The organism is Alteromonas genovensis, from assembly GCF_010500895.1.
Lineage (GTDB): Bacteria > Pseudomonadota > Gammaproteobacteria > Enterobacterales > Alteromonadaceae > Alteromonas > Alteromonas genovensis.
On sequence record NZ_JAAAWO010000001.1, the window covers coordinates 71,579 to 94,510 of the forward strand.

The 22,932-nt window shown below is 45.4% G+C and carries 18 protein-coding genes; 5 read left to right on the forward strand and 13 right to left on the reverse strand.

Going from position 1 to position 22,932, the window contains the following annotated elements:
- Nucleotides 1-7 precede the first annotated feature (7 nt).
- From GTQ48_RS00270 to GTQ48_RS00280, 3 genes are all read right to left on the reverse strand, one after another.
- Nucleotides 8-1,600 carry a DUF4331 domain-containing protein gene (locus GTQ48_RS00270; protein WP_163104341.1) on the reverse strand — a complete coding sequence of 531 codons (1,593 nt, stop codon included), beginning with the start codon at nt 1,598-1,600 and terminating at the stop codon, nt 8-10.
- A 169-nt stretch (nt 1,601-1,769) separates the two neighbouring features.
- Nucleotides 1,770-2,471 carry an anti-sigma factor gene (locus GTQ48_RS00275; RefSeq protein WP_163104342.1) on the reverse strand — a complete coding sequence of 234 codons (702 nt, stop codon included), beginning with the start codon at nt 2,469-2,471 and terminating at the stop codon, nt 1,770-1,772.
- Entirely contained in the window at nt 2,468-3,001 is a 534-nt protein-coding gene (locus tag GTQ48_RS00280; protein WP_163104344.1) for an RNA polymerase sigma factor, read from the reverse strand. Before GTQ48_RS00280 ends, GTQ48_RS00275 begins: the two co-directional genes overlap by 4 nt.
- Before the next feature lie 632 nt (nt 3,002-3,633).
- Here GTQ48_RS00280 and GTQ48_RS00285 point away from each other — a divergent pair.
- Complete coding sequence (locus GTQ48_RS00285; RefSeq protein ID WP_203565055.1) at nt 3,634-4,077, forward strand: RDD family protein; 444 nt, start codon at nt 3,634-3,636, stop codon at nt 4,075-4,077.
- A gap of 68 nt (nt 4,078-4,145) precedes the next feature.
- Here GTQ48_RS00285 and lptG read toward each other — a convergent pair whose 3' ends face one another.
- Nucleotides 4,146-5,207 carry an LPS export ABC transporter permease LptG gene (lptG, locus tag GTQ48_RS00290; protein ID WP_163104348.1) on the reverse strand — a complete coding sequence of 354 codons (1,062 nt, stop codon included), beginning with the start codon at nt 5,205-5,207 and terminating at the stop codon, nt 4,146-4,148.
- Entirely contained in the window at nt 5,208-6,308 is a 1,101-nt protein-coding gene (gene lptF, locus GTQ48_RS00295; RefSeq protein ID WP_163104350.1) for an LPS export ABC transporter permease LptF, read from the reverse strand.
- Nucleotides 6,309-6,568: 260 nt separating this feature from the next.
- Between lptF and pepA the strand changes: the two genes are divergently transcribed.
- From pepA to GTQ48_RS00310, 3 genes are all read left to right on the forward strand, one after another.
- Entirely contained in the window at nt 6,569-8,074 is a 1,506-nt protein-coding gene (gene pepA / locus GTQ48_RS00300; RefSeq protein ID WP_032097563.1) for a leucyl aminopeptidase, read from the forward strand.
- A 6-nt stretch (nt 8,075-8,080) separates the two neighbouring features.
- Complete coding sequence (locus GTQ48_RS00305; RefSeq protein ID WP_163104352.1) at nt 8,081-8,503, forward strand: DNA polymerase III subunit chi; 423 nt, start codon at nt 8,081-8,083, stop codon at nt 8,501-8,503.
- Between the two features lie 126 nt (nt 8,504-8,629).
- Nucleotides 8,630-11,404: a valine--tRNA ligase gene (locus GTQ48_RS00310; RefSeq protein ID WP_163104354.1), complete on the forward strand. Its 2,775-nt coding sequence runs from the start codon at nt 8,630-8,632 to the stop codon at nt 11,402-11,404.
- Between the two features lie 272 nt (nt 11,405-11,676).
- Here the strand turns inward: GTQ48_RS00310 and GTQ48_RS00315 are convergent, their stop codons facing one another.
- The 5 genes from GTQ48_RS00315 to GTQ48_RS00335 form a co-directional block, all read right to left on the reverse strand.
- Nucleotides 11,677-14,352: a hybrid sensor histidine kinase/response regulator gene (locus GTQ48_RS00315; protein ID WP_163104356.1), complete on the reverse strand. Its 2,676-nt coding sequence runs from the start codon at nt 14,350-14,352 to the stop codon at nt 11,677-11,679.
- A 31-nt stretch (nt 14,353-14,383) separates the two neighbouring features.
- Nucleotides 14,384-15,661: an ABC transporter substrate-binding protein gene (locus GTQ48_RS00320; RefSeq protein WP_163104358.1), complete on the reverse strand. Its 1,278-nt coding sequence runs from the start codon at nt 15,659-15,661 to the stop codon at nt 14,384-14,386.
- A 102-nt stretch (nt 15,662-15,763) separates the two neighbouring features.
- Nucleotides 15,764-16,783 (reverse strand): choice-of-anchor H family protein, encoded by a 1,020-nt coding sequence (locus GTQ48_RS00325; protein WP_203565036.1) that lies wholly within the window; start codon nt 16,781-16,783, stop codon nt 15,764-15,766.
- Between the two features lie 157 nt (nt 16,784-16,940).
- Nucleotides 16,941-17,351 carry a ribonuclease E inhibitor RraB gene (rraB, locus tag GTQ48_RS00330; RefSeq protein WP_163104360.1) on the reverse strand — a complete coding sequence of 137 codons (411 nt, stop codon included), beginning with the start codon at nt 17,349-17,351 and terminating at the stop codon, nt 16,941-16,943.
- Between the two features lie 39 nt (nt 17,352-17,390).
- Nucleotides 17,391-18,116, reverse strand: coding sequence for a 1-acylglycerol-3-phosphate O-acyltransferase (locus tag GTQ48_RS00335; RefSeq protein WP_032097338.1), 726 nt, complete (start codon nt 18,114-18,116; stop codon nt 17,391-17,393).
- 352 nt (nt 18,117-18,468) lie between these two features.
- Between GTQ48_RS00335 and GTQ48_RS00340 the strand changes: the two genes are divergently transcribed.
- Nucleotides 18,469-19,611, forward strand: coding sequence for an HD-GYP domain-containing protein (locus GTQ48_RS00340; RefSeq protein ID WP_163104362.1), 1,143 nt, complete (start codon nt 18,469-18,471; stop codon nt 19,609-19,611).
- Nucleotides 19,612-19,663: 52 nt separating this feature from the next.
- On the opposite strand, the gene glnG is transcribed toward GTQ48_RS00340, so the two are convergent.
- The 3 genes from glnG to GTQ48_RS00355 form a co-directional block, all read right to left on the reverse strand.
- Nucleotides 19,664-21,073 carry a nitrogen regulation protein NR(I) gene (gene glnG, locus GTQ48_RS00345; protein WP_163104364.1) on the reverse strand — a complete coding sequence of 470 codons (1,410 nt, stop codon included), beginning with the start codon at nt 21,071-21,073 and terminating at the stop codon, nt 19,664-19,666.
- Complete coding sequence (glnL, locus tag GTQ48_RS00350) at nt 21,063-22,148, reverse strand: nitrogen regulation protein NR(II) (RefSeq protein WP_163104366.1); 1,086 nt, start codon at nt 22,146-22,148, stop codon at nt 21,063-21,065. The genes glnG and glnL overlap by 11 nt, the downstream gene beginning before the upstream one ends.
- A gap of 125 nt (nt 22,149-22,273) precedes the next feature.
- A complete protein-coding gene (locus GTQ48_RS00355; RefSeq protein WP_163104368.1) occupies nt 22,274-22,864 on the reverse strand; it encodes a DUF4124 domain-containing protein in 591 nt (196 codons plus the stop codon).
- Between the last annotated feature and the right edge of the window lie 68 nt (nt 22,865-22,932).

Sequence of the window (22,932 nt, forward strand, 5' to 3'; positions counted from 1 at the left end):
GTGCTCCTTACTCAGAGCCAGCAATAGGCGTTCTTAGGTATGGGAATGATGAATCAATCATGCTTGCATCCACAGGTGCACCGTCAGTAAATGGCACTGTACCTACGCTTGCATCTTCAGGTGCACAAAGTTCTAGGTCTGTATCTTCACCTGCTACTGGAATTGGGTGGCACAGACGACCCATCACTACGCGAAGCGCAATATCCACAACATCATCACCTGGACGACGACCGTTCGGGAAGCCTGCCAAATCATCGCCTGCTACACCAAATGCCGATTGTGACTCTGCTGGCGTGGCTGGAATACCCGTGTTTAAACGAAGCATTTCAGAAGGTGTTACTGTTGCTTGCTGGTTAACACCAGGGAAGCCAGTAAGGAAGGCTGTTACCAAGTCGGTTCTCGGGAAGTTTGTTGGCGCTAGCGTCTCAATATCCGTTCCTAGCGTGGTGTTAACCGCGTCTTTAAACAAGATGTTGAGTAGTTCTGGCAGCGACGGGTGAGTAACGTAATCAGCGAACTGAGCGTCATCGCTTGGGTGCGCACTTGAGAACGTATCTTTATCACCAATACCGATAACTAACTCATTCACTAGCGGGCTGCCTAAACGAGATACCTGTGTCATTGCACCACCAGTTACTGATGGTTTTGCGAAGGTCGCATCTGGGTTTAGGATTGTTGCTTGTGGCAAGCTTGCTGTAGTCCAGCTGCCGATTACACCGTTGCCATCACCGGTTACGCACGCTGCAGGTACTTCAACAGACAGTGACGTTACGTTTTTATCTAGTAAGTCATCATTGTTTTCGCTTTGTGTAATACCGCCTGGGAAACCTTCTCCATCGCCAGCACCCGGCGCACTATCTCCTTCAACAGGTACATAGTTTACCAAGTCGAATGTTTTACCAAGGTTAACTACAAATGGGTCTTTACGCTGACCTACAAATACGCGAGCCATATCGTCACAGCCAGGAATAGCAAACGAATAGATGAAGCTTTCTGCATAACGGGCATATTCAGCTTCACTGGTGAAGGTTTTATTACCGATATAATCAAGCGGCTTCTTAAACATATCGCCCATAGAAGGCGTTAATGTAGTGCGCTCGCCGCTCTGCATGTCGCCAGAAACCATCGTTAGCGAGTACATTTCAGAGAAGTTTGCCGCGCTTGAATCATCAGCGCTAATACCACCGATGTTTTTAAGCGGTACTTTCACCATTTTTTGGTCGCCTTCTGGACCAATCGGAAGGGCAATGCCTTCGTTATCAGCAGCAAGCATGTTAGTGAAATTAAATACAAAGCTTACGTCTTCCACTGCGTCGCCATCACTATCGATGTGTATGGCGTAGTGCGCGTTAGGATCCATTGCGAAGTAATTTGGTCCGCCATACGCATCTTGTAATGGAATGTAGTTGGCAATAAAGGTTACGTAGCCGTCACGGCCTTCTTCGTAACTGTTAAAAGCGTAAAAATCTGTACTGTCTACCGCTGGAGCGCGGGTAATGTTTGGCGCTTCTCTATGACTTGATGCAATGGCACCTGCTGTAACTGCAGCGCAAGTGAGAGCAATTGCAACCGATAGTGTTTTACGTTTGAAGATTGTCATTATGTATCTCTCTGTTTGATGAGTTCATAGAGTTAAACGAGTGAGATGCGCTACTAGATGCAAAAAAAACAAAAAAAATTAAAATAAATGTTTAAAAAAGGTAAATAAAAAGAAAAAGGCCGCATTTTTATGAGTAAAAATGCGGCCTTTAGAGCAGTTGAAAAATATTCTATACCGACAAAATTGGCGCGATATAAAGTACTTCGGTTGGCGAACCAGTTTTAGAGCCGCCTGGCTCTTCTAAACTAATCGCAAGGGCTGCTATGCTGCTATCAAGTAAAATGTCCGGCGTGTTTCTACTATCACTGCCCAGTTCAGGCATAAGTCCAAGTGATATCGGCGCTTCACCATTCGCAGGAACCATCCATAGTTCGTAATCTTTATTAGCAAGTGCAGTGAAGGCATCGGTCACTTTCACGTCCAACGTGCTCGGTGATACCTCAATCACCCACAATGGGGTGTTATCCACGTTATTCACCACAGCAATATGCGACACTTCTTCAACAGGAGAAGGCTGCATAACCACAAGCAACACAGCAAGGACTAATGCAGCTGCGGTAGACAGTGCAGACAAACCTCTCCAGCGATTGCGTTTTGCACGCTCAAAATCAACAATTTGCGCTGATGTATCTTTAGAATCTGAATGTCCCAAACGCTGTTGAATCACATCCCAAACCCGTTCAGGCGGTTGAACGGGGGTAACCGCATCGTTGAAACCCGCTAAATACTGTTCCCATTGCGCAGTGGCGTCGCTCACCGCTTGATACTGCATCATCAATTTTTGATAGCGAACGCGGGCCTTTCCTCGTAGTGTCCCTACCACATATTCCGCCGCAAGCGCGTTAAGCGTTTCTTCTTTTAAATAATTCATAGTGATAAGCACCTTTGAAGGCTTTGTAATCCTCTTCGAATCCAGCTTTTTATTGTGCCTAACGGCGACGATAAATAATTCACCACCTCCTGGTGAGATAAGCCATTAATGTAAGCAAGGTGAATAGCTTGCCGTTGTGGTCCGTCGAGTTCATCTAGGCAAGCGGCGAGTTTCTCCTGCTCGCCGCCTAACTTAAAAGCCTGTGGAGTGTCTGGAATAGCGGTAGCATCTTCAGTTAGCTCAACTTCATTGCGAACATTATGGTAGCGCATCAAATCGAGTGCTCGATAGCGCACAATACTCACCATCCACGTTAATACCGTACCTTTAGTTCGCTGATAGCTTCCTGCATTGTGCCAAATTTTTATGTAGGCATCTTGCGTTGCTTCATCCGCAAGTTCTGGCCGCTTAAGCATTTTAAGTGCTACTGCGTAAAGTTGTGAACTGGTTGTTTTATAAAGCTCGGCAAAGGCGGTTTTATTACCTTCAGCAGTTTTACATAACAGCGGAAACAGGATTTCGTGTTCCATTTTGGCTCCTTGAGTACAGCTATGTGAGCTAGGCTCGCTGCCGCACGTTTATTTATTGTTGTTAGCCGTGTTTGTCACAATAAGACTTACACGTTTTTAATATATAACGATCGTCGCGTACATCTAGATGCGCAGAAAGATGCAAAAAACAGATTATTGTCATTCAAAGATAAACACGCCCTTTGAATGACAATAGCATGCTTTGCCCATTTGTCATTACTTCCTGATACTTGCCAACAACGTGTTGTTTGTCGGGCCTGAGTTCCTGTACTTGTCTCTTTTATTCGGTGCACTTTTATTTATTTCTTAGTCATTTTTAATTCAAAAATTCGAAGTGATTTTATGGTTAGCCTGTTTTTCAATAAAAATAGGTAGCTCTAAAAGCTAATAAATATGAAAAGCACGTAATTGAGCGGTGTGCGTGTTTATGCAAACTCAAGCTTGTGTCACACTACACCGTGATAACGACAGTACCGAAGTAGTGAAAAGAGAATACCGTGGCGAAAAACAAAACGAGAGCTCAACAACGAGTTCGAAATAAAAGTGAGAAAAGTGCAAACACTGAGCCGAATACGGCCCAGCCTGCCAATGACTTTGGTGAGAGGGCAGGTTTTTTTAGACGCCTTGCTGCCATGGTATATGACGTACTCGTCGCGGTTGCGGTAGGTATGTGTGCAGCAATGGTGATGATAGTGACGCTAATCGTCATGCTTAAAAATGGCGGGCTCGATATGCAGGGCTTTGCTGAGCCAGCAGACCTCATTCAAGCTTCTACGGGGTATAAGCTATTAATTCAAAGCTGGGTAGGGCTTTGGGTAGCGGGTTTTTTCTTGTGGTTTTGGAAACGAGGTGGCCAAACTTTGGGTATGCGAGCATGGCGTTTACGCATATTCAGCACGGTAGAAGAACCGGTAACAATGACCCGACTGATAACGCGCTTGGTTGGTTCGCTTTTCGGGCTAGGTACGTTACTGGTTTTATTTGATGTGAAAGAAAAGCAGTCACTTCAAGACAGGCTAGCAAAAACTGAAGTGTTAAAGCTGTCAAAAGAAGCTAACGATCATAAAAGTTGGTAGAACATTTAAATAAACGAAAAACGGAAAATAAAAAGGGCAGTAACACTGCCCTGATTAAGTGAAACGTTTTAGCGCCTGAGCATAATGCCTGCCACGGCAGCGAACAGTAGACTTGGTAAAATAGCGCCCAAGAATGGCGGCAGCTGATAAACTAAACTCACCGGGCCGAACACTTCATTTAAAATAAAGAATCCAAAGCCTGTCAGCACGCCCATAATAACCCGCGCACCCATGGTCACGCTTCTCAGTGGACCAAAGATAAAAGACAGCGCCATGAGCAACATAACACCCACAGACACCGGTTGAAGTATTTTGCGCCATAGGGCCAGTTCGTAGCGAGCAGGGTCTTGGTCGTTACTTTCTAAGTAATTGACGTAATCAACAAGCCCGGTAATAGACAAAGCCTCTGGTTTTACAGCAACAATGCCCAATTTGTCTGGTGTAAGTGTTGAATTCCAACGCTTCCTTTCAAAGCTTTCGCTGGTAATTTGTTGCTCGGTAAACGACGTGATATCTACATTATTTAGCCACCATCCGTCATCATCAAATGCCCCTGAATTTGCATAGCTGATGCTTTGTAAGGAGAGGTCTGGGTTGAACGTATAAATGCGAATGTTCTTTAATGCGTCTTGGCTGAGTACTTGGCCAATGCTGACAAAACGCTCTCCATCTTTCGCCCATACCAGCTTATCAGACGAAAACAAGCTTCCCCCGGAAATAGCTTCTGTGCGAATTTGTTTGGCTTTTGTTTCGCTCACGGGGGTTACCCATTCACCCACTGCCATTACCACAAGGATCATCACGAGAGTGGATTTCATGGCAGAGTTAATGATATTCCACCGGCTTAATCCTGCAGCTTGCATCACTACCAATTCGCTGTTGCTGGCAAGTACCCCCATGCCTATTAAACCACCGAGTAGGGTAGCCATAGGAAAAAACTGCTCTAGGTCACGAGGTAGGCTCAGTATCACATAGAGAAAGGCAACGAGCATGTCGTAGTCGCCCTCGCCAATTTTTCTCAGCTGTTCTACAAATTTGATGAGGGCGCTCAGGCCAATCAGCACGCTTAAGGTGACGGTTACGGTGCCTAATAATGTGCGAGCGACGTATAGATCGAGGATTTTAAACATTTACTTTTTCCCCAGTACCCAAGCGCGCAGCTGCGTGCCGGTTTTCCTATCGCGCACAATTAACACAAACCCAATAACCAACATGACAGCATGCACCCACCACAAACCCAATTGAGGAGGCATTTTTCCATCTTCTAATACACGGCGGCTAGCCAGTAACAATAAGAAGTAGCCTAGATAAAGAAGAATGGCAGGGAACATTTTTCCAAAGCGACCTTGTCTTGGGTCAACGGCACTTAACGGCACAGCAATAAGCACTAGAAACGGGATCGACAGTGGAATAGCAATGCGCCACTGCAACTCTGCTCGCGCTTCAATACTGGTCTCGTTCCATAACTCTACCGTGGGCAAAACGCTGACCTTTTTACGGGGCTCTTCAGCGGGCTTATCTGCAATCTGAATCTGGTATTCGTCAAATTCTACTTTTCGATAAGCTTTGCCAGATTGAGCACCTTCGTACTGCACGCCTTGTTTGAGAATAAGGTTTCGGGTGCCGTCGGCATTGGTTGCCACGTCGCCGCTTTGGGCGTAAACCACACGAACTTGTTCTTTGCTATCGTCACTCTGATTTTGCGATAAAAATACTCGTTGAAGCTTATCGTTTTCATCTACGTCGTGAGCAAAAATAACCGCCTTTTCGTTTCCGGTTTGTTGAAAACGGCCGGGCATTAGGGCGGAAATGCCTGCTTCATTGCGCGCTTTTTCTCTTAGCTGGTATTCGTTTTCCGCAGCTAAGGGGGCAAAGTATAGCGTGATTGCACCGGTCACTATCATGATCAGCACCGATAGGAACAGCATCACTCTGGTAATGTACCATTCACTGATACCACAGGCGCGCATGACGGTCATTTCACTATCGACGTATAAACGACCGTGAGCCAGCATTATTCCAAGATAAGCGCTTATTGGAAGAACAAGAGATGATAGTATGGGGGCATAAAGCGCTAGAAAGCCTAAAACGAGCCCGGCTGGGATATCGCCATCAGAAGCGTCACCTAAAACGCGAACAAAGCGTAAAGTGACAAAAATGGCCATTAAGATAAAGAAAATCGCTAGCTGAGATTTAAGCGTTTCCTTAAGTAAATAGCGGAATATCAGCATCTCAGTCTGCCCGGATAATTAGGAATTTTAGTGAAAGAAAGCACAATTTTGTTTAAACTTACCGTTTTTACAAGTTTTGCCTGCAATCATAAACCGTTTGCATGATGTTTAGACGCAAAATTGGCCTATATTTATGGGCAAACGCGTTAATTGCAGTGAACTAAAAAGTTATGCTGCGTATTAAAACATAAAGCAGCGCGAAACGTTACGTGATTTTAGTCATCGTGCAAACTATAAACGACGAAAAGCGAGGTAATATCGTGGAGTTTAGTGTAAAAAGTGGCAGCCCCGAAAAACAACGTAGTGCCTGTATCGTTGTAGGTGTCTTTGAACCACGCCGATTAACGGCAGTAGCAGAGCAGCTTGACGAAATTAGCAATGGCTATATTAGCAACCTGTTGCGCCGCGGCGACCTTGAAGGTAAAGCCGGGCAAATGTTGCTACTGCATAACGTACCAAATGTATTAAGCGAGCGTGTGCTTCTTGTCGGTTGTGGTAAAGAGCGAGAGCTAGACGAGCGCCAGTACAAAAACATTATCGCTAAAACAATTCAAACACTGAATGAAACGGGTTCAATGGAAGCGGTGTGCTTCTTAACCGAGCTTCACGTAAAAGGTCGTGATACCTACTGGAAAGTGCGTCAAGCAGTAGAAGCTACTGAAGACTCTCTTTACACTTTTCTACAGTTAAAAACCAAAAAAGGCGAGCCTCGTCGGCCACTGCGTAAAATCGTGTTCAATGTGCCTACACGTCGTGAATTGACAGTAGGTGAGCGCGCCGTCGATCACGGTCTAGCTATCTCTCGCGGTGCTAAGGTGACCAAAGACGTGGCCAATATGCCGCCAAATATTTGTAATCCAGACTATTTGTGGAAACAAGCCCAAGAGCTCGCGAGTCGTTATGACAGCGTCACGGCTGAAGTGGTGGATGAAACGCAAATGGCCGAACTAGGCATGCAGGCGTATTTGGCTGTAGGTCGCGGTTCAGAAAATGAAAGCATGATGAGTATTATGCATCATCGCGGCGGTCCTGCAGATCAAGCGCCTATTGTACTGGTAGGTAAAGGCCTGACTTTTGATTCCGGTGGTATTTCAATTAAGCCAGGCGAAGCCATGGATGAAATGAAATACGACATGGGCGGCGCTGCCGGTGTATTGGGAACCATGCACACCATTGCTGCGCTGAATTTGCCAATCAATATTATTGGCGTGTTGGCTGGCTGTGAAAATATGCCTAGTGGCAACGCCTATCGCCCTGGCGACATACTGACTACTATGTCGGGACAAACCGTTGAAGTACTTAACACCGACGCCGAAGGTAGGTTGGTATTGTGCGACGCGCTTACCTACGTAGAGCGTTATGAGCCAGAGTTAGTGATTGATGTGGCAACGCTCACTGGCGCGGCAATTATTGCGCTAGGTCATCATGCTACGGCGGTAATGAGTACGCATAACCCACTTGCACACGAATTGTTGAATGCTTCTGAGCAAAGTTCAGATCGTGCGTGGAGACTACCGCTATGGGACGACTATCAAGAGCAGCTAGAAAGCCCGTTTGCTGATATGACAAACTTAGGTGGACGACCTGCAGGTAGTATTACTGCTGGGTGCTTCTTGTCCCGCTTTACTAAAAAGTACAACTGGGCCCACCTGGATATTGCAGGAACAGCATGGCGCAGTGGCAAGAACAAGGGCGCAACCGGACGCCCAGTACCTATGTTGTCACAATTCTTGATGAATCGTGCCGACATTAAGCTAGAGGATTAATCTTCTATGCCACAGGTTATTTTTTATCAACTCAGTGCTAGCGACAACGGCGTAACGGGTAAGGCCAGTGAAGTCGTTGCTAACGCGTTTGCTAATAAACAAAAAATTAGCGTGCTGTGTGATACACAAGCACAAGCAGAAGAAGTTGATGAATTGTTGTGGCAACTACCGGCGAACCGTTTTGTTCCTCACAACCTTTATGGTGAAGGACCGCAAGCGGGCACGCCGGTAGAAATATGCTGGCAGCCTGAGCAGGTTGCCAGACGACAAATGGTGGTTAACGTGGGTTCAGGGATGGTGTCATCGCCTAACCAGCACCGCCAAATCATCGATTTTGTGCCCGTGGATGAAAATGCTAAGCAAGCAGCGCGGGTGAGATACAAAAACTATCAGCAAGCTGGATGTAATATGCAGTTTAAGTCTGCGTGACTTAGCGTACTTGGCACCGCTTATTCAACGCAAATCTTTATAGAGCATGGTTAGATTTGAGCGAAACAACAAAAATCGCCTACAGTCGTCAACTTTTTTACATCAGCTTTTAAACGAGAGTCAGTAATGGATAAAACCTTCGAACCGCAGTCTATTGAGCAGCAATGCTACCAAAAATGGGAAGAGGCGGGTTTATTTAAAGCATCTGGTAGCGGCGACCCCTACTGTATTCTTCTTCCTCCACCAAATGTGACGGGTAGCCTTCACATGGGTCATGGTTTCCAGCAAACCATTATGGATGCACTTACTCGCTATCACCGCATGAAGGGTGACAATACCCTATGGCAGGTGGGTACCGACCATGCTGGTATTGCTACGCAAATGGTGGTTGAACGCCAGCTAAACGCTCAGGGCAAAACTCGCCACGATCTAGGCCGAGAAGACTTTATTAAAAAGATCTGGGAATGGAAAGAACACAGTGGCGGCACAATCACTAGCCAAATGCGTCGATTGGGCACCTCGCCAGACTGGTCTCGCGAAGTCTTTACTATGGACGATGACCTTTCAACAGCAGTAACCGAAGTGTTTGTAAAACTGCACGAAGAAGGGCTTATCTATCGCGGTAAACGCTTAGTTAACTGGGACCCTGTTCTTCACACCGCCGTTTCTGACCTAGAAGTGCTAAACGAAGAAGAAGACGGCCATATGTGGCACATGCGTTATCCTCTTGCCGATGGCAGTGGTGAGCTTGTGGTTGCCACAACCCGTCCAGAAACAATGTTAGGTGACACCGCAGTAGCCGTTCACCCTGACGATGAGCGTTATCAAGATTTCATCGGCAAAGATATTAAGCTGCCTATTACGGGCCGTTTAATTCCTATTATTGCTGATGATTATGTAGATATGGAATTTGGAACTGGTTGCGTAAAAATAACGCCAGCGCACGATTTCAACGACTATGACATGGGTAAGCGCCACGACTTACTTATGATCAATATCTTAACCGACGATGCCAAAATTAACGATGAGGCGCCAGAGGCGTATCGCGGTTTAGATCGCTTCGATGCGCGCAAGCAAATTGTTGCCGACCTAGACAGCCAAGGTGTATTGGTTAAGATTGAACCGCATAAACTTAAAGTGCCTCGTGGGGATCGCACCGGCGCGGTAATCGAACCGTATCTGACCGACCAGTGGTATGTAGCGGTAGAGTCACTTGCTAAGCCAGCTATTGAAGCTGTTGAAAGTGGAGAGATTCGTTTTGTACCAGAGAATTGGAACAAAACTTACTTCCAGTGGATGAACAACATCCAAGACTGGTGCATATCAAGGCAGCTTTGGTGGGGACACCGAATTCCTGCATGGTATGACGATAGCGGCAAGGTATATGTAGGACGCACAGAGGAAGAAGTGCGTGCAAAACACAGCCTTGGCAATGATGTGACGCTTTCACAAGATAACGATGTACTTGATACCTGGTTCTCAAGCGCATTATGGCCATTTGCAACAATGGGATGGCCTAAAGAAACCCCTGATTTAGAAACGTTTGTTCCCTCGTCAGTGTTGGTAACAGGCTTTGACATTATTTTCTTCTGGGTAGCCAGAATGATCATGATGACGAAGAAGTTTACCGGTAAAATTCCATTTAAAGACATTTATATTACGGGTCTTATTCGCGATGAAAGCGGAGATAAAATGTCGAAGTCGAAAGGCAATGTACTTGACCCTATCGACCTGATTGACGGCATCGACCTCGAGTCGCTTGTTGAAAAACGCACCGCCGGAATGATGCAGCCTCAGCTAGCAGAAAAAATTGTGAAGCGCACCCGCAAACAGTTCCCTGACGGTATTCATGCCTACGGTACAGATGCACTTCGTTTCACGTTTGCTGCAATGGCATCCACCAGCCGTGACATCAACTTTGATATGTCTCGCGTTGAAGGCTATCGCAACTTCTGTAATAAAATCTGGAACGCCTCGCGCTTTGTATTAATGAATACAGAAGAGCACGATACCGGCGCTAACGGCGGCGAGATGGTACTGAGTCTGGCTGATCGTTGGATTTGGGCGAAGTTCCAGCAAACACTCGTTGAGTTTGAAAAGGCATTGTCTGACTACCGTTTTGATATTGCAGCACAAACAATTTACGAGTTTACGTGGAATCAGTTCTGCGACTGGTATTTAGAATTAACTAAGCCAGTACTGAGCAACGACGCGAGTAGCGAAGCTGAAAAGCGCGGAACTCGCCATACGCTCATCAACGTGCTAGAAAGTCTTTTGCGTTTAATGCACCCAATAATGCCATTTATCACTGACACTATTTGGCAGCGTGTAGTGCCATTAAGTGCGCTTAAAATAGAAGACCGCGCTAGCATCATGGTGCAACCTTTCCCAGAAGTAGACAGCGCTAAGCAAGACGACGCGGTTCTCGCTGATATTGAATGGGTGAAGAAGTTTATTGTCGGTATTCGCAACATTCGAGGGGAAATGGATATTTCACCGAATAAGCCGCTAAATGCGTTGCTGAAGAATGTCAGTGATTCTGATGCGCTGCGATTAGACGCTGCGAAAGGCTTCTTAGACAAACTGTCTAAGCTTGAGAGCGTGACTATTTTAACCAAAGACGATACCGCGCCAGCGAGCGCTACCGCGTTAGTGGGCGAGATGGAAATTCTTATTCCCATGGCTGGGTTGATTGATAAAGATGCAGAGCTTGCTCGTATCACTAAAGCCATGGAGAAAGTAGAAAAAGACGTGTCTCGAACTCGCGGAAAGCTGGGTAATGAAAAGTTTGTTAGTAATGCGCCTGAAGCGGTTATTGAAAAAGAGCGCGCAAAATTAGACGAAGGTGAAAAGGCACTGGCCAAGCTTAAAGAGCAGTACGATACTATTGCTGCACTTTAAGTGAATGACTCAGATAACGAATATTCAGGTTAGCTAAAGGACGTTTGTTAACGCTAAGCCTTTTTAAGGCTTAGCTCCTTTCAACGCTTAGCTTCTGTCAACGCCAATGTAACGTTTACCTTTGCTTTAAAGGCTCAGTATTCGAGTTGGTCAGTCTGCTAAATAAACCATAAAAAACGGGGGTTACTGTGCTCTATGCGCGTACAGTCAGCCCCGTTTTTATATATATAAGCTTAATTGTGATACTCGTTTTTGCTATTCCCGTCGTAAACTCAATTCGTTAGGAATTGCGCAAGTTTCCCGGTTAGCGCCTTTTGTTTGATAGGCTTAGTAAGATAGTCATTCATCCCTGCATCAATGGCATTTTGTTTATCTTCTTTCATCGCATTGGCAGAGAGGCCAATGATGACAATGTCGGTAAAGCCTTTCGCTCTAAGTGCTTTTGTCGCCTCGTAACCGTCCATAACCGGCATTTGAACATCCATTAGAATAAGGTCGTATTCCGAAGAGTTTTCAATTTTGCGAATGGCTTGTTGACCATCTTCGGCCACGTCAAAGGTTAGCCCCAGGTTGGTCAGCATTTCACCCGTCACAAGTTGATTGATATTGTTATCCTCTACAAGAAGAACATGCCCTTCAAAAAGAACGTTTTTCTCTCCACTCTCTTCGTCTTTTACAATCTGAGGCTCCTCAGATGTGTCTTTTGCTATCACCTGCTTAATAAACCGCTCAAATTGAATCGGTGTAAACGGGTGCATAATGAGCGGATTGTGCCAAAGGGAGGCATATTTTGCTTGCAGCGCACTACCTGCACTTTCCATCACTAGGCCTACAGATTTGCCTTCTTCGACCAGCGTTTTAAACCAGCTTAAATTTTGCCTGAAGGTAGCAAAGTCGGGGACATCAATAAGGAGATGCGCGGGTAGGTCAGCCTTATCTTTCCCTTGCTCAATCGTCACAATCGACTGTGACGGAAGCTGAAGATGTTGAATATAAGCTTGAGGCAGCAGTGCGCAGTCAGTCACATATAGACTGTCATGAGGTAGCGCTGGGGTTTGATGCAACACGCCTTTCTGCGGATTAATCACTTTAAGCGGAAGGGTGATAACAAATTCGCTGCCTTTACCTAAGGCTGATGTGGCGTGTAGTTCGCCATGCATGAGCTGGACAAGTTGGCTCACAATGGCTAAGCCTAGGCCCGTCCCGCCATAGGTTCTATTTGTTGAGCCGTCTGCTTGCGTAAAGGGTTTAAATATTCGGCTAAGCTGGGATTGGCTCATTCCTATGCCAGTATCAGACACTCGCATAGTCAGATTGAATACGTCACCAGAATCACTTAAAGCGCCGTCAAAATCTATTTCAATGCGTCCTTGTTCGGTGAACTTAACCGCATTATTACCTATATTCATGATGATTTGAGCAATGCGTAAAGGGTCGCCGACAATTTGTGAATACAGAGAAGGGTTGACTGAAAAACGAACTGAAAGGTTTTTTTCTTTCGCCCTAAGCGCAATGACGGCAATTAAATTATCAAACAGTGAATGGAGGGAGAAATTCACTTCCTCAATTTTTAATTCGCCCGCTTCAATTTTTGAAAAGTCTAAAATATCGTTAATCACGCTTAGTAAAATTTGACCGGAATAGGCGGCTTTATCAAGATAGTCTTTCACCGTATTGCTGAGAGGCTGCTTTTGAGCAAGTTCTATTAAGCCAATAATGCCATTCATAGGGGTACGAATTTCATGGCTCATGTTAGCTAAAAAGATGCTTTTTGATGCGGTGGCCTGTTCCGCTTTAAGTTTTGATACTCTCAGTTCGTGATTTAGACGCTCTTGTTCAACATTTAAATTTTGTGCATCTTCTAGTAGCTTTTGGGTTTGCCTGTTCTTATCGCGAAACACCATAGCGGCTCTCGACAGCTTGCCGATTTCATCAATGCGTTTGCTACCGGGAATATTTTCAATTTGCACATCTTGCGAGAGCTTGTTAAACACACTGGTGATAGATCTTATAGGCCCTAAAATTCTCACTATGGTGAAGATAGCGGCTAAAAGAGCCAATAAAATAGAAAATAGCGAAAAGAGTTCACCGTTTTTCTGCGTTTTTGCTGCAAGTTCATAAGTTTTCATAGTGATCGCATCAGACTGCGCCGATACGTTATTTGCTAACTCGCCACTTAAGTACAGAAACTCTCTCGCCGAGCCAGCCATCACAACATTAACTAAAAACAAATTTCCTTGAGTAATTTGAGTCAGGGTTAAAAAGTCGGCTTTAAGTCTATCCACTCTCGCCGTAATACGCTCAGCTGAGCTATCACTCTCTCCATTCACAATTGATGTAAACGGGCGCAGTGCCTGGTTAAAGGCGTTAACAAAGATGATATCTGGTTTTTGCAGGTATTTAAGCGTGGCGTTTTCGGCAAGAATAAGCTGGTTTTCAATCTTATCAAAAGTAGTCGCGCTTATTTCGCCTTGCTCTACAAGCCGGGTGATGAGGTTTTGTAAGGCAATAATGTTGGCAAGGGTGCCCTCAGAAACTAAGTTATCGCGCTTTGCTCGAGCGTCAACAACTTGAGAAAAGTTATCCTCGTAAGCATCGAGATGCTCACGCATTCGAGTCAGCACATGGTTCTCATCGGACTCTGAATAGACGATGTTTGATTGCGCTAACGTGTCGAGCTTTACATCTATCGAAGCCATTAAACGAGTGAAACGGGTAATGGCTGAGGAGCTCGCATTTTCTTTAAAAATCAGCACATTTCGCTGTAGGTCGACTACATCACGTTCTAGTTCTTTTACAGTGCCTACCGCAGTAATTGCAGCGCTGGCAGAGTCTACCCCCCGATTTAATACTGCCTGGTTCTCATGGGCGATATAACTTTGAACAAGTATCAGTGCAATAAGTGCAGCAAGAACGATAACAAGCTGAGTTCGTATTGAGGATAGCATGTAGCGCGAAAGCCTTATTTTTGTTTATCGACTAAGAGGTAATAAATTCGTACCACTTTTGTAGGCTATATTCATAGGTTGGCATTACTGTATTCCAAACTGCCACATTACTAAAGCGGTTTTCGTAACTGCCACCGGTTCGTTGGGCCCCTTTTAAAACGCTTACCTTACCGTCTGTCCCGGTGAGGTTAGAGGATGCGGGTTTACCTTCATACCAATAATCCCACTCAGCACGAGATAGGTATTTTGCTGAGCGCTGAGGATTAGAGATATAGTACCCCTGTCTGGCGATAAATGCGCCAGGCCAGCCCGACAACCACCAGTTCATATATTCATAGGCTACGTCTTTACTGCGCCCTGTGGAGGCAGAGGAGAGGCACATCACGCCATGCCATCCGCGATACCCTTCTTTAGGCGTAGCAAAGGTGACTGGTATATCTTGCCCGTTGAGTGCTGACACCGCAGGCGAAAACATACTTTCAATAGCCACTCTGCCACTTTTCATAAACTGCACCGATTCCGGTACGGAAGTCCAAAAACCGTTGAAATGGTTAAGCTGCATCAGCTCAATTAACACGCTAAACAAGTTATCAAGTTCCTGCTCAGTCATGGCGCCCATATCGTTGAATGTCACAAAGCCCTTAGCTTGGGCGGCTAACGCTAAGTCGAAAAGACCGATAGTGGGGTCATTGACAATAGCAACGCTTCCCGAGTAACGGCTATCTAGCAGCCATCCCCAGCTTTCAGCTTCGCCCTGCATATCTTTAGGTAAACGTCTTCTATCGTAACCAAAAGAATCGACGTTGTGCACGTAGGGCAGAAAGCTGACTTCATCCGTAGAGTTAGCACCTAAAGTACCATCATTTTGAATATTTAAAATTTTATGAGGGGCATCTCCTGCACCCATTCGCGCATTCGCGGTGAGTTTACCGGTTTTAGACAGATTGTTAATTTCTTCCCAATATCCAATGCGTTTTTTCTCAATAGGCTGAATAGCACCTGCACGCCACAGTACGCCTATACTATTAGACCATTGCTCGTACAAATCGAAAGAAGTAGGGTCCATCGATGCTTTTTGCAGCACGGTTGCACTGCCGCCGGGCTTAAACTGAATATTAATACCCAAATCTTCCATTGCCTGCTGTCTTATGGCCTCCTGAAGCGTTACGTGGGTTCCCATTACCTTAAGCGTGGGTTTAGGCTTACCAATGGCAAACGGAGTAACCCCGGCCGTGATACCAAGCGCGAGGCTTCCTTTGATCACGCTGCGGCGAGTGAAGACAGATGGTGTACTTTTCTTTTGTGTCATGTCCCTACTATCACTTTCAAAGCATTAACTTTTTATAGTGTGGCACTGATTTATTAAAGTTACCAATAGGTTTTGAAACGAGGGCGTGTCCTAGCGTTTAAGTCAATTTCGCAACGCACCCGCTGCAAAAATTCTCAGCCCTGCTGCGCTAATAATAAAACAAAGCGCGAGCCACGACATGGAACCACCGTGTTCTTCAACAATTACGACTGTGTCTTCTACAATATACTCGTTGGTTTCACTTTCTAGCGGTACGAAAGCAAACTCAGCGTTGTCGTAACCGTCAGAGAACGCTACAAACTGCTCAGTTTGCGCATCGTACAGTTCTAGTAAAATGTCGTAATCGTAAGAGGGAAATCCCGACACTAAGGTACTTTCTATCACAAAGCTGTCGCTTGAGTCTTCGCCAAAAATAAAGAATTCTGATGACACATGTATTGCGTCATAGACGCCGTTTTGACCCAAATAAAGCACTGCGTAGACAGGCGCGTCGACAAAAATTGTGTCGGCATCAAATTCCACCGAAAACGTAGAGAAGTAGCCGTCGTAATCTAAATCATGCTGCAGGCTTACCCAGCTATCGTAAATCCAAAACTCATTCACACTGCTAATAACAATATCACTTGATGATTTTGTTGTATTTGCATGCTGCTCAACACGGGCAGCTTGTTTTGAGCCAATGAGTGAGGTGTTTGGAATACTCATTGTAGAGACGGCGTTAGCTTCAGCGTCGCTTTCATACTTGCCAGACTGAGTTGGCAACGCTTCAGCGTTAGCTTGGCTTGGAGCTTGAGGCGCTTCTTTCCCGCTTGCATGCTCGCTATTCTCGTTTACGGCGGCTTGCTCTGTTCCAATATAAGGCTGGTTATAGCGGTACTCTTTAGACGTTACCGTTTTTTTAGCAGAGGTGCTTGCTGCAGCACTCTCTTCAGTATTTTCCGCATTGGCGTATGTCACAGGTAGTGCTAAAAATGTGAGTGCCGATAATACTTTAAAAAGGGGAGTGCTAACGCCTGGCTTGCTTCTTCTATTAATGGCGCTGCTATGAGAACTGTTGCTGCATGGGTTACGTCTACAAGAAGCAGCTTTGGGTAGTGCGGTGACAACAGATAATAATTTCATGTGTACATCCTTTTCCAATCAATAATGACATTGTCATTGTTGACGGAAAAAGATGAACCAAAGCTGAAGCGAAACTTAATAGCTGGATTTTACGGCTAGCTAGCGCTTTTTTTACCTATTAACGCTAGCGAGTTACCGTGGGTAAATAGAAAGGGTGCTAGTCGTTTAAGTGGTGGTATTCTTCTTCACCTTCACCATCCATTACGCCGTCTTCTCGAGGCTCAAAATAGGTGCCCCAACCGTCGTAGGTAACATCGTGCTTGTCGGCTATCTTTAACAGCTTATCAATGTCTTCGTTAAGCAGGTTGATATCGAGTTTGCGTTCCACCACAGCGTCGAAGCAAAACACTTCCTCGCCATCGTCTAGCACTAATTCTTCGGCATCAGAAACCTCAAAGCCCGCTTTAAAAGCATCTACGGCTGCTTTTTCTAGCACATCGAAGTCGGTACTCGCAAAATGATGTTCAATGGCGTAATCGGCATCGGCTTGGCTGCCATCTTCTAGCAGTGCATCAATCGTTTCTTGATTGAATTCATACCACTCTTCTCTTTCGTCAAATTGATTCATTTTTTCGGCCTAACCTATGCATTGAAATTGGCTGCAAGTTTACCTGCTTTTCTCTAAATCATCGACCTGCTCATTCAACTGTTCGAACTTTTCTTTCATTTGCTCGTTAAATATTCCCATCCACTCTTTAATAGAGTGCTCTTCGGTTAAAGGCTGGGGAGCGCTAATGTCGATAAGAACGATGCCGTTGTTCCACTTATTCCAGCGAACCTTCTTGTGTAGGTTGCTCGCCGTCACCATCACCACTGGCTCATTGGTGGTTTTTGCCAAACGAAACGCGCCTTGTTTAAAAGGCAAGATTCCTCGCCCATTACTGCGGGTGCCCTCTGGAAACAGCCACACTGAGGTTTTCTTTTTGGCAATGCGGTTTGCAGCGATATCGAGGGTGTTTCTGGCTGCGCCAGAGTTTTTGCGGTCTATCATGATGTTGCCTGATAGCCAGTATATTTGACCGAAAATAGGGATCCACTTGAGGCTTTTCTTACCAATGGTGACAACCCCGGGGAGTGCGGCTTTGCAAATGGTCATTATGTCAAAACTATTTTGATGATTCGCGATAAACACATAGGGCTCATTCAGTTTCACCGCTGGATCTCGTTTGATAATAATTGTTAAGCCCACAACCTTGGCCATTTGAGAATACAGTGCACCAGCGGCCTGAACGTTATCTTTGTGAAACGGGCGTAAAATACAGACGAATAGCAGCACTAGGTTAATAACCAAGAATGCGATAAGAAGAATGGGAATACGAAACAATGCTATCAAAACAACTCCTAGCGAATAATTGTGCGCGCAGTATAGAAGAAATTTCAGCGTACACTTGTCCGATGAGTTTTTATAGTGAAGTTTATAATGTAGTCTACACTTAACGGCTGCGCCTCGTGACTTTGTGCGTTACACAGGTTTAGCTCAACATGGGTGTGTTTCAATGTGTTTTTAAAGCAATCAAGGTGGCAAACCGCTTAAATTCAAAATCATGCTGTCAGCAAAAGTAAACACGGCCTAAGCGAATTGCGTTAAAACGATGTTTTATCACCTTTAGTATGAAGCATTTTTATCGATAGCCCATTACAATAGAGAAGATCGTGCATCCTAACCGTAGTTGGTACCAATAAGTATGTTGACATTTACCCCTGACGAACTAGAAGAAGATATTCTTGCAGATCTCATGGAAGAAATTAACGAACTCTATGAGTCAAGTGAGCAAACGTTAATCGAACTTGAGCTACGCCCTGCAGACAACGAATTGCAACGGGCTCTGTTTCGCTCAATCCACACTATTAAGGGCGACTTAGGGCTAGTTAACTTTTCTCCTATGATCCCACTTCTGCAGCACGTAGAAGACTTACTCGACTTTCTTCGCAAAGGCCAAGTTGATTACACCAGCACCATGAGCGATCTAGTTCTGTTAACCATGGACAGGGTGAAAGCGTTTGTTGAAGAAGTGATGCAGCGGGGTAAAGCTGACTATGACAACACGCTTCACGAGCAGTTAGTGCTTGCGATAAGTCGAGTGTCACCCGAAAACTCAACTGAACACGAGCGCCTGCTTACCGACGCAGTATTACTGTTAAATCCGGCTCTCGATGTAGCAAAAAATGACAGCACTGCGACTACCGCAGGCCAAGTAAAAGCCCCCGTACTGGCATCCACGGGTATTCCAAAAGACATTAGCAGTGAAAAGAAGCAAGATGTCTTGTTCTTTAGAGAACTAATGCAAACGGTAGAGCGCCGTTCAAACTTCTGGGCGGGTAAGGGCGATCGCATCGCTAAACTGGCTATGTATATCAACGACGTTGCCGATAATATCATTGATGAAGACCAGCTCGCGGTGGCCAGCTATGTTCACGACTTTGGCATGGCGTTTATGCCCATGAAGTTGCTCACCAAGGGCGATACCTTGAGTGAAAACGAGTTTAATTTGATGCGTTCTCACGTTTACAAAAGTGCCCGATTGCTGGAGCATTTAGACGAATGGGATTTAGCGAGAAAGATTGTTATGCAGCACCATGAGCGTACTGATGGTTCAGGATACCCTCTGGGCTTAAAAGAAGACGATATTTGTGAAGGCGCAAAGCTGTTAGCAATTATTGATACGTATGATGCCCTAACGCATGCCAGAGCGCACAGTGAAGACAAAGTAATGTCGAAAAAAGACGCGGTTATTCATATCAATAAACAAGCGAAAGGCCAGTTCAGTATGAAGTGGGTACGCTTATTTAATCAAGGCATGACGGGCTTATTAACAAAAGGGCATTAAGCCCTTTTGTTACTCTTGTGTAGAATATAAGAAAACTTTTGAGCAATACGCCCTAGTTAATCCCAAGCTCTTTTAATTTACGAGTAAGAGTATTGCGCCCCCATCCCAATCGCTTGGCCGCCTCTTGTTTGTGACCGTGGGTGTGCTGAAGAGCACGCTCTAGCATCACTTTTTCAAATGTCAGCATGGCGTCGTTTAGTATGTCATTGCGGCCATCTCTTAGCTGTTTGTCTGTCCAATTAGCAAGAAGCTCGGGCCAGTCGCCCACGGTTGCGGCAGCGGTTTCGACACTACCATCGCTGTGAATTTCAGGGGGCAAATCGCTCGGTATGACTTCCTGCCCGCTTGCCATTACGGTAAGCCAGCGACATACGTTCTCTAGTTGCCTAACGTTACCGGGCCACGGTAATTGCGACATAACTCGCTCAGCGTTTTTGCTAATGCTTTTGGCGTCAACATCGAGCTCTTTTGCAGCGCGACGCAAAAAGTGACGAGTCAGCAGCGGAATATCTTCCCGGCGCTCAGAAAGTGAGGGCAGGTGCACACGAATTACGTTGAGACGGTGAAATAAATCTTCGCGAAACTTACCTTCAGCAACCCTAATTTCTAAATTTTGATGGGTTGCTGCAATAATTCTTACATCAACGCTCACCGATTGATGACCACCGACTCGGTAAAACTGGCCATCAGCAAGCACCCTTAAAAGCCGGGTTTGCACGTCTAACGGCATGTCGCCAATTTCATCGAGAAACAGAGTTCCACCATCGGCCTGTTCAAATCTTCCTTGGCGGGCTGCTTGTGCACCGGTAAACGCCCCTTTTTCGTGCCCGAATAATTCAGACTCTACGAGGTCAGCGGGAATGGCTGCCATGTTTAATGCAATAAACGGCTTGTGTGAGCGTGGACTGTGTCTGTGAAGGGCATGAGCAACAAGTTCCTTACCTGTTCCAGATTGCCCGTTTATGAGCACACTGATTGATGAGCGCGAAAGTCGGCCAATAGCGCGAAAGACTTCCTGCATTGCAGGGGCTTCACCAATGATTTCAGTGACCACTTCATCAGGCTGTACCTTAGTGGCTGAAGACTGCTCTCTGGAATGATCTAATGCACGTTGGGTCAGTGTTACGGCTTCATCTATATCGAAGGGTTTCGGTAAATACTCAAACGCACCTTTTTGATAAGCGTTCACAGCGCTGTCTAAATCTGAATGCGCAGTCATAATAATAACCGGAAGCAACGGATGAGAGCTGTGTACTTCATTTAATAACGTCATGCCATCCATCTGCGGCATACGTATATCCGATATAATCACTTCAGGGGCTTGACCGCTTTGGATTTGACGTAGCAAGTCTTCAGGGTTTTCAAAACTTAAGCAGCTGATATCTGCTGCCTGTAAGGCTTTTTGCAGCACCCAACGAATTGAACTGTCGTCATCGACAATCCATACCGATTCATTCGTCATCGCCTGTCTCCTTGCTGTTAATTGGAATGTATATCACGAATTTTGTATAACCCGGGTGGCTATCCACATCTATCTTGCCGCCGTGATGGTTAATAAGGGTTTGCGATATTGATAACCCTAAGCCTGATCCATTCTGCTTACTGGTTACCATGGGATAAAATAACGTGTCCTTGATATCTGCTGGAATACCCGGCCCGTTATCGATAATCTTAACTTTAGCCACTAATGCATGGCGCTCTGACTGAATGGTCATCTGGCGCTCGATACGCGTGATCAATTGAATTTCTGGGTTTGGCGTATTGTGCTCGTTTAACGCCTGAATGCTGTTTCTGACGATGTTCAACACTGCCTGCTGAATCATATCCGGATCGATTCTTAGATCGGGAATACTCGGATCGTAATCTCTAACAATTGATATTGGATTTACAGAGTCTACCAACATCAGGCTTCGAACTTTCTCTAGCGCTTGATGCACGTTACTCATCTCGAAGCGGGGAAGGGAATTCGGGCCTAACAATCTGTCAACTAATGTTCGCAAGCGATCAGATTGCTCAATAATCATGCGGGTGAATTCTTTATGCTGCTCGGGTAGCTCTTTTTCTAGAAGCTGGGCTGCGCCGCGAATGCCCCCTAACGGGTTTTTGATTTCATGAGCTAGGCCTCGCACAAGTTCTCGCGCCGCATAATGTTGGGCGTTTTGCAGGTTTTCTCGGGTAATTCGCTTTTGCTGATCAATTCTTTTAACTTCAAAAAGTAGGCCGGGCCCATTTGCCGTAGTGATATTTGTTACGGTTAAATCAACAGACACATAGCGGTTATCTTTAAACGCGAGCTTTATTTCGTTTTCAGTAAAGTCTTCGCCTTTTCTTATAGCCGCTTTAAGTCGTGTGGTTTCAATAGTATCAGGCAAAAAGAAGTCTGGCAGAAAGTGCCCTTGAAGTTGTTTCATCCCTGTTTCAAATAGCGCCTCACCAGCATGGTTGGCGTAAACAATGCGCAGGCTCCTATCAACGGTAACGAGCGCTGTGTTTAAACTATTTAATAGCAGCTGTGTCTCTGACTCGGTAGATACCATCCGAGCATGTCTCCTTTGCACCAAGTTTGTGCATTGTAGCGTACAGCTAAGAAGACCGCCTCGAATTCTCTCAAAAAATATTTTGAATGAACCGCCGTGGTGCGCTTGTTTGCAAGGACTGCACGCTAGTTGTTATTAATAAACACCGATGCCTGATGTAGATAAAGGGTTTGTATAGGAGACGATGCAAGAGTCTTGCCCGTATTGTTAGTAAGTTCAACTTTATAATCGTGTGCTCCACGATTGATACCTTCTAGCTTAAATATACCCGAAGAGTTGCGCTGAATTGGGGCGCCATCAAACACTAAGCGATACAAAGGCGCCTTTGATGCACTGTTTTGCGACGCTTTTATTACAAAGTCTCCCGCATTGTTTCTAATCGTGGCTTCGGGAGCGGGGCTGGTAATACTGACGCTGTAGTCTGGCTTTTTCTTTGTAATTTTACTTTTTTGTGGTTTAGGTACTTTCATCGCAGACACCACATTGCGGGTTTTTACATCGAGTTCAACGATATCTGCATTAGGTGGTGGCGTATCGGTATAGGTCACTGAGCCGTCTTCGTTAACCACCTTATATATTTGTGGGGCGCTCTTGGCGGGTGGCTGTTCTGGTGCATTTTGAGCATCTTGCCATGCTAGTGCGCTTTGCGTACTCAGGAGCAAACAGCATGACGACAACGATAAAAGCTGCAAAGCGCGTTTTGTTAGATGAGTCATGATAGTTATTCCTGAAAGTAGTGTGTCTTCATAATAGATAATGTTTGGACAATAAAAAAGCCCGCATA

What these genes read in the sequence shown, in the direction of transcription:
- GTQ48_RS00270 (WP_163104341.1), bottom strand. Translation starts at nt 1,600, where the DNA reads ATGACAATCTTCAAACGTAAAACACTATCGGTTGCAATTGCTCTCACT.
- GTQ48_RS00275 (WP_163104342.1), bottom strand. Translation starts at nt 2,471, where the DNA reads ATGAATTATTTAAAAGAAGAAACGCTTAACGCGCTTGCGGCGGAATAT.
- GTQ48_RS00280 (WP_163104344.1), bottom strand. Translation starts at nt 3,001, where the DNA reads ATGGAACACGAAATCCTGTTTCCGCTGTTATGTAAAACTGCTGAAGGT.
- GTQ48_RS00285 (WP_203565055.1), top strand. Translation starts at nt 3,634, where the DNA reads ATGGTATATGACGTACTCGTCGCGGTTGCGGTAGGTATGTGTGCAGCA.
- lptG (WP_163104348.1), bottom strand. Translation starts at nt 5,207, where the DNA reads ATGTTTAAAATCCTCGATCTATACGTCGCTCGCACATTATTAGGCACC.
- lptF (WP_163104350.1), bottom strand. Translation starts at nt 6,308, where the DNA reads ATGCTGATATTCCGCTATTTACTTAAGGAAACGCTTAAATCTCAGCTA.
- GTQ48_RS00305 (WP_163104352.1), top strand. Translation starts at nt 8,081, where the DNA reads ATGCCACAGGTTATTTTTTATCAACTCAGTGCTAGCGACAACGGCGTA.
- GTQ48_RS00310 (WP_163104354.1), top strand. Translation starts at nt 8,630, where the DNA reads ATGGATAAAACCTTCGAACCGCAGTCTATTGAGCAGCAATGCTACCAA.
- GTQ48_RS00315 (WP_163104356.1), bottom strand. Translation starts at nt 14,352, where the DNA reads ATGCTATCCTCAATACGAACTCAGCTTGTTATCGTTCTTGCTGCACTT.
- GTQ48_RS00320 (WP_163104358.1), bottom strand. Translation starts at nt 15,661, where the DNA reads ATGACACAAAAGAAAAGTACACCATCTGTCTTCACTCGCCGCAGCGTG.
- GTQ48_RS00325 (WP_203565036.1), bottom strand. Translation starts at nt 16,783, where the DNA reads ATGAAATTATTATCTGTTGTCACCGCACTACCCAAAGCTGCTTCTTGT.
- rraB (WP_163104360.1), bottom strand. Translation starts at nt 17,351, where the DNA reads ATGAATCAATTTGACGAAAGAGAAGAGTGGTATGAATTCAATCAAGAA.
- GTQ48_RS00340 (WP_163104362.1), top strand. Translation starts at nt 18,469, where the DNA reads ATGTTGACATTTACCCCTGACGAACTAGAAGAAGATATTCTTGCAGAT.
- glnG (WP_163104364.1), bottom strand. Translation starts at nt 21,073, where the DNA reads ATGACGAATGAATCGGTATGGATTGTCGATGACGACAGTTCAATTCGT.
- glnL (WP_163104366.1), bottom strand. Translation starts at nt 22,148, where the DNA reads ATGGTATCTACCGAGTCAGAGACACAGCTGCTATTAAATAGTTTAAAC.
- GTQ48_RS00355 (WP_163104368.1), bottom strand. Translation starts at nt 22,864, where the DNA reads ATGACTCATCTAACAAAACGCGCTTTGCAGCTTTTATCGTTGTCGTCA.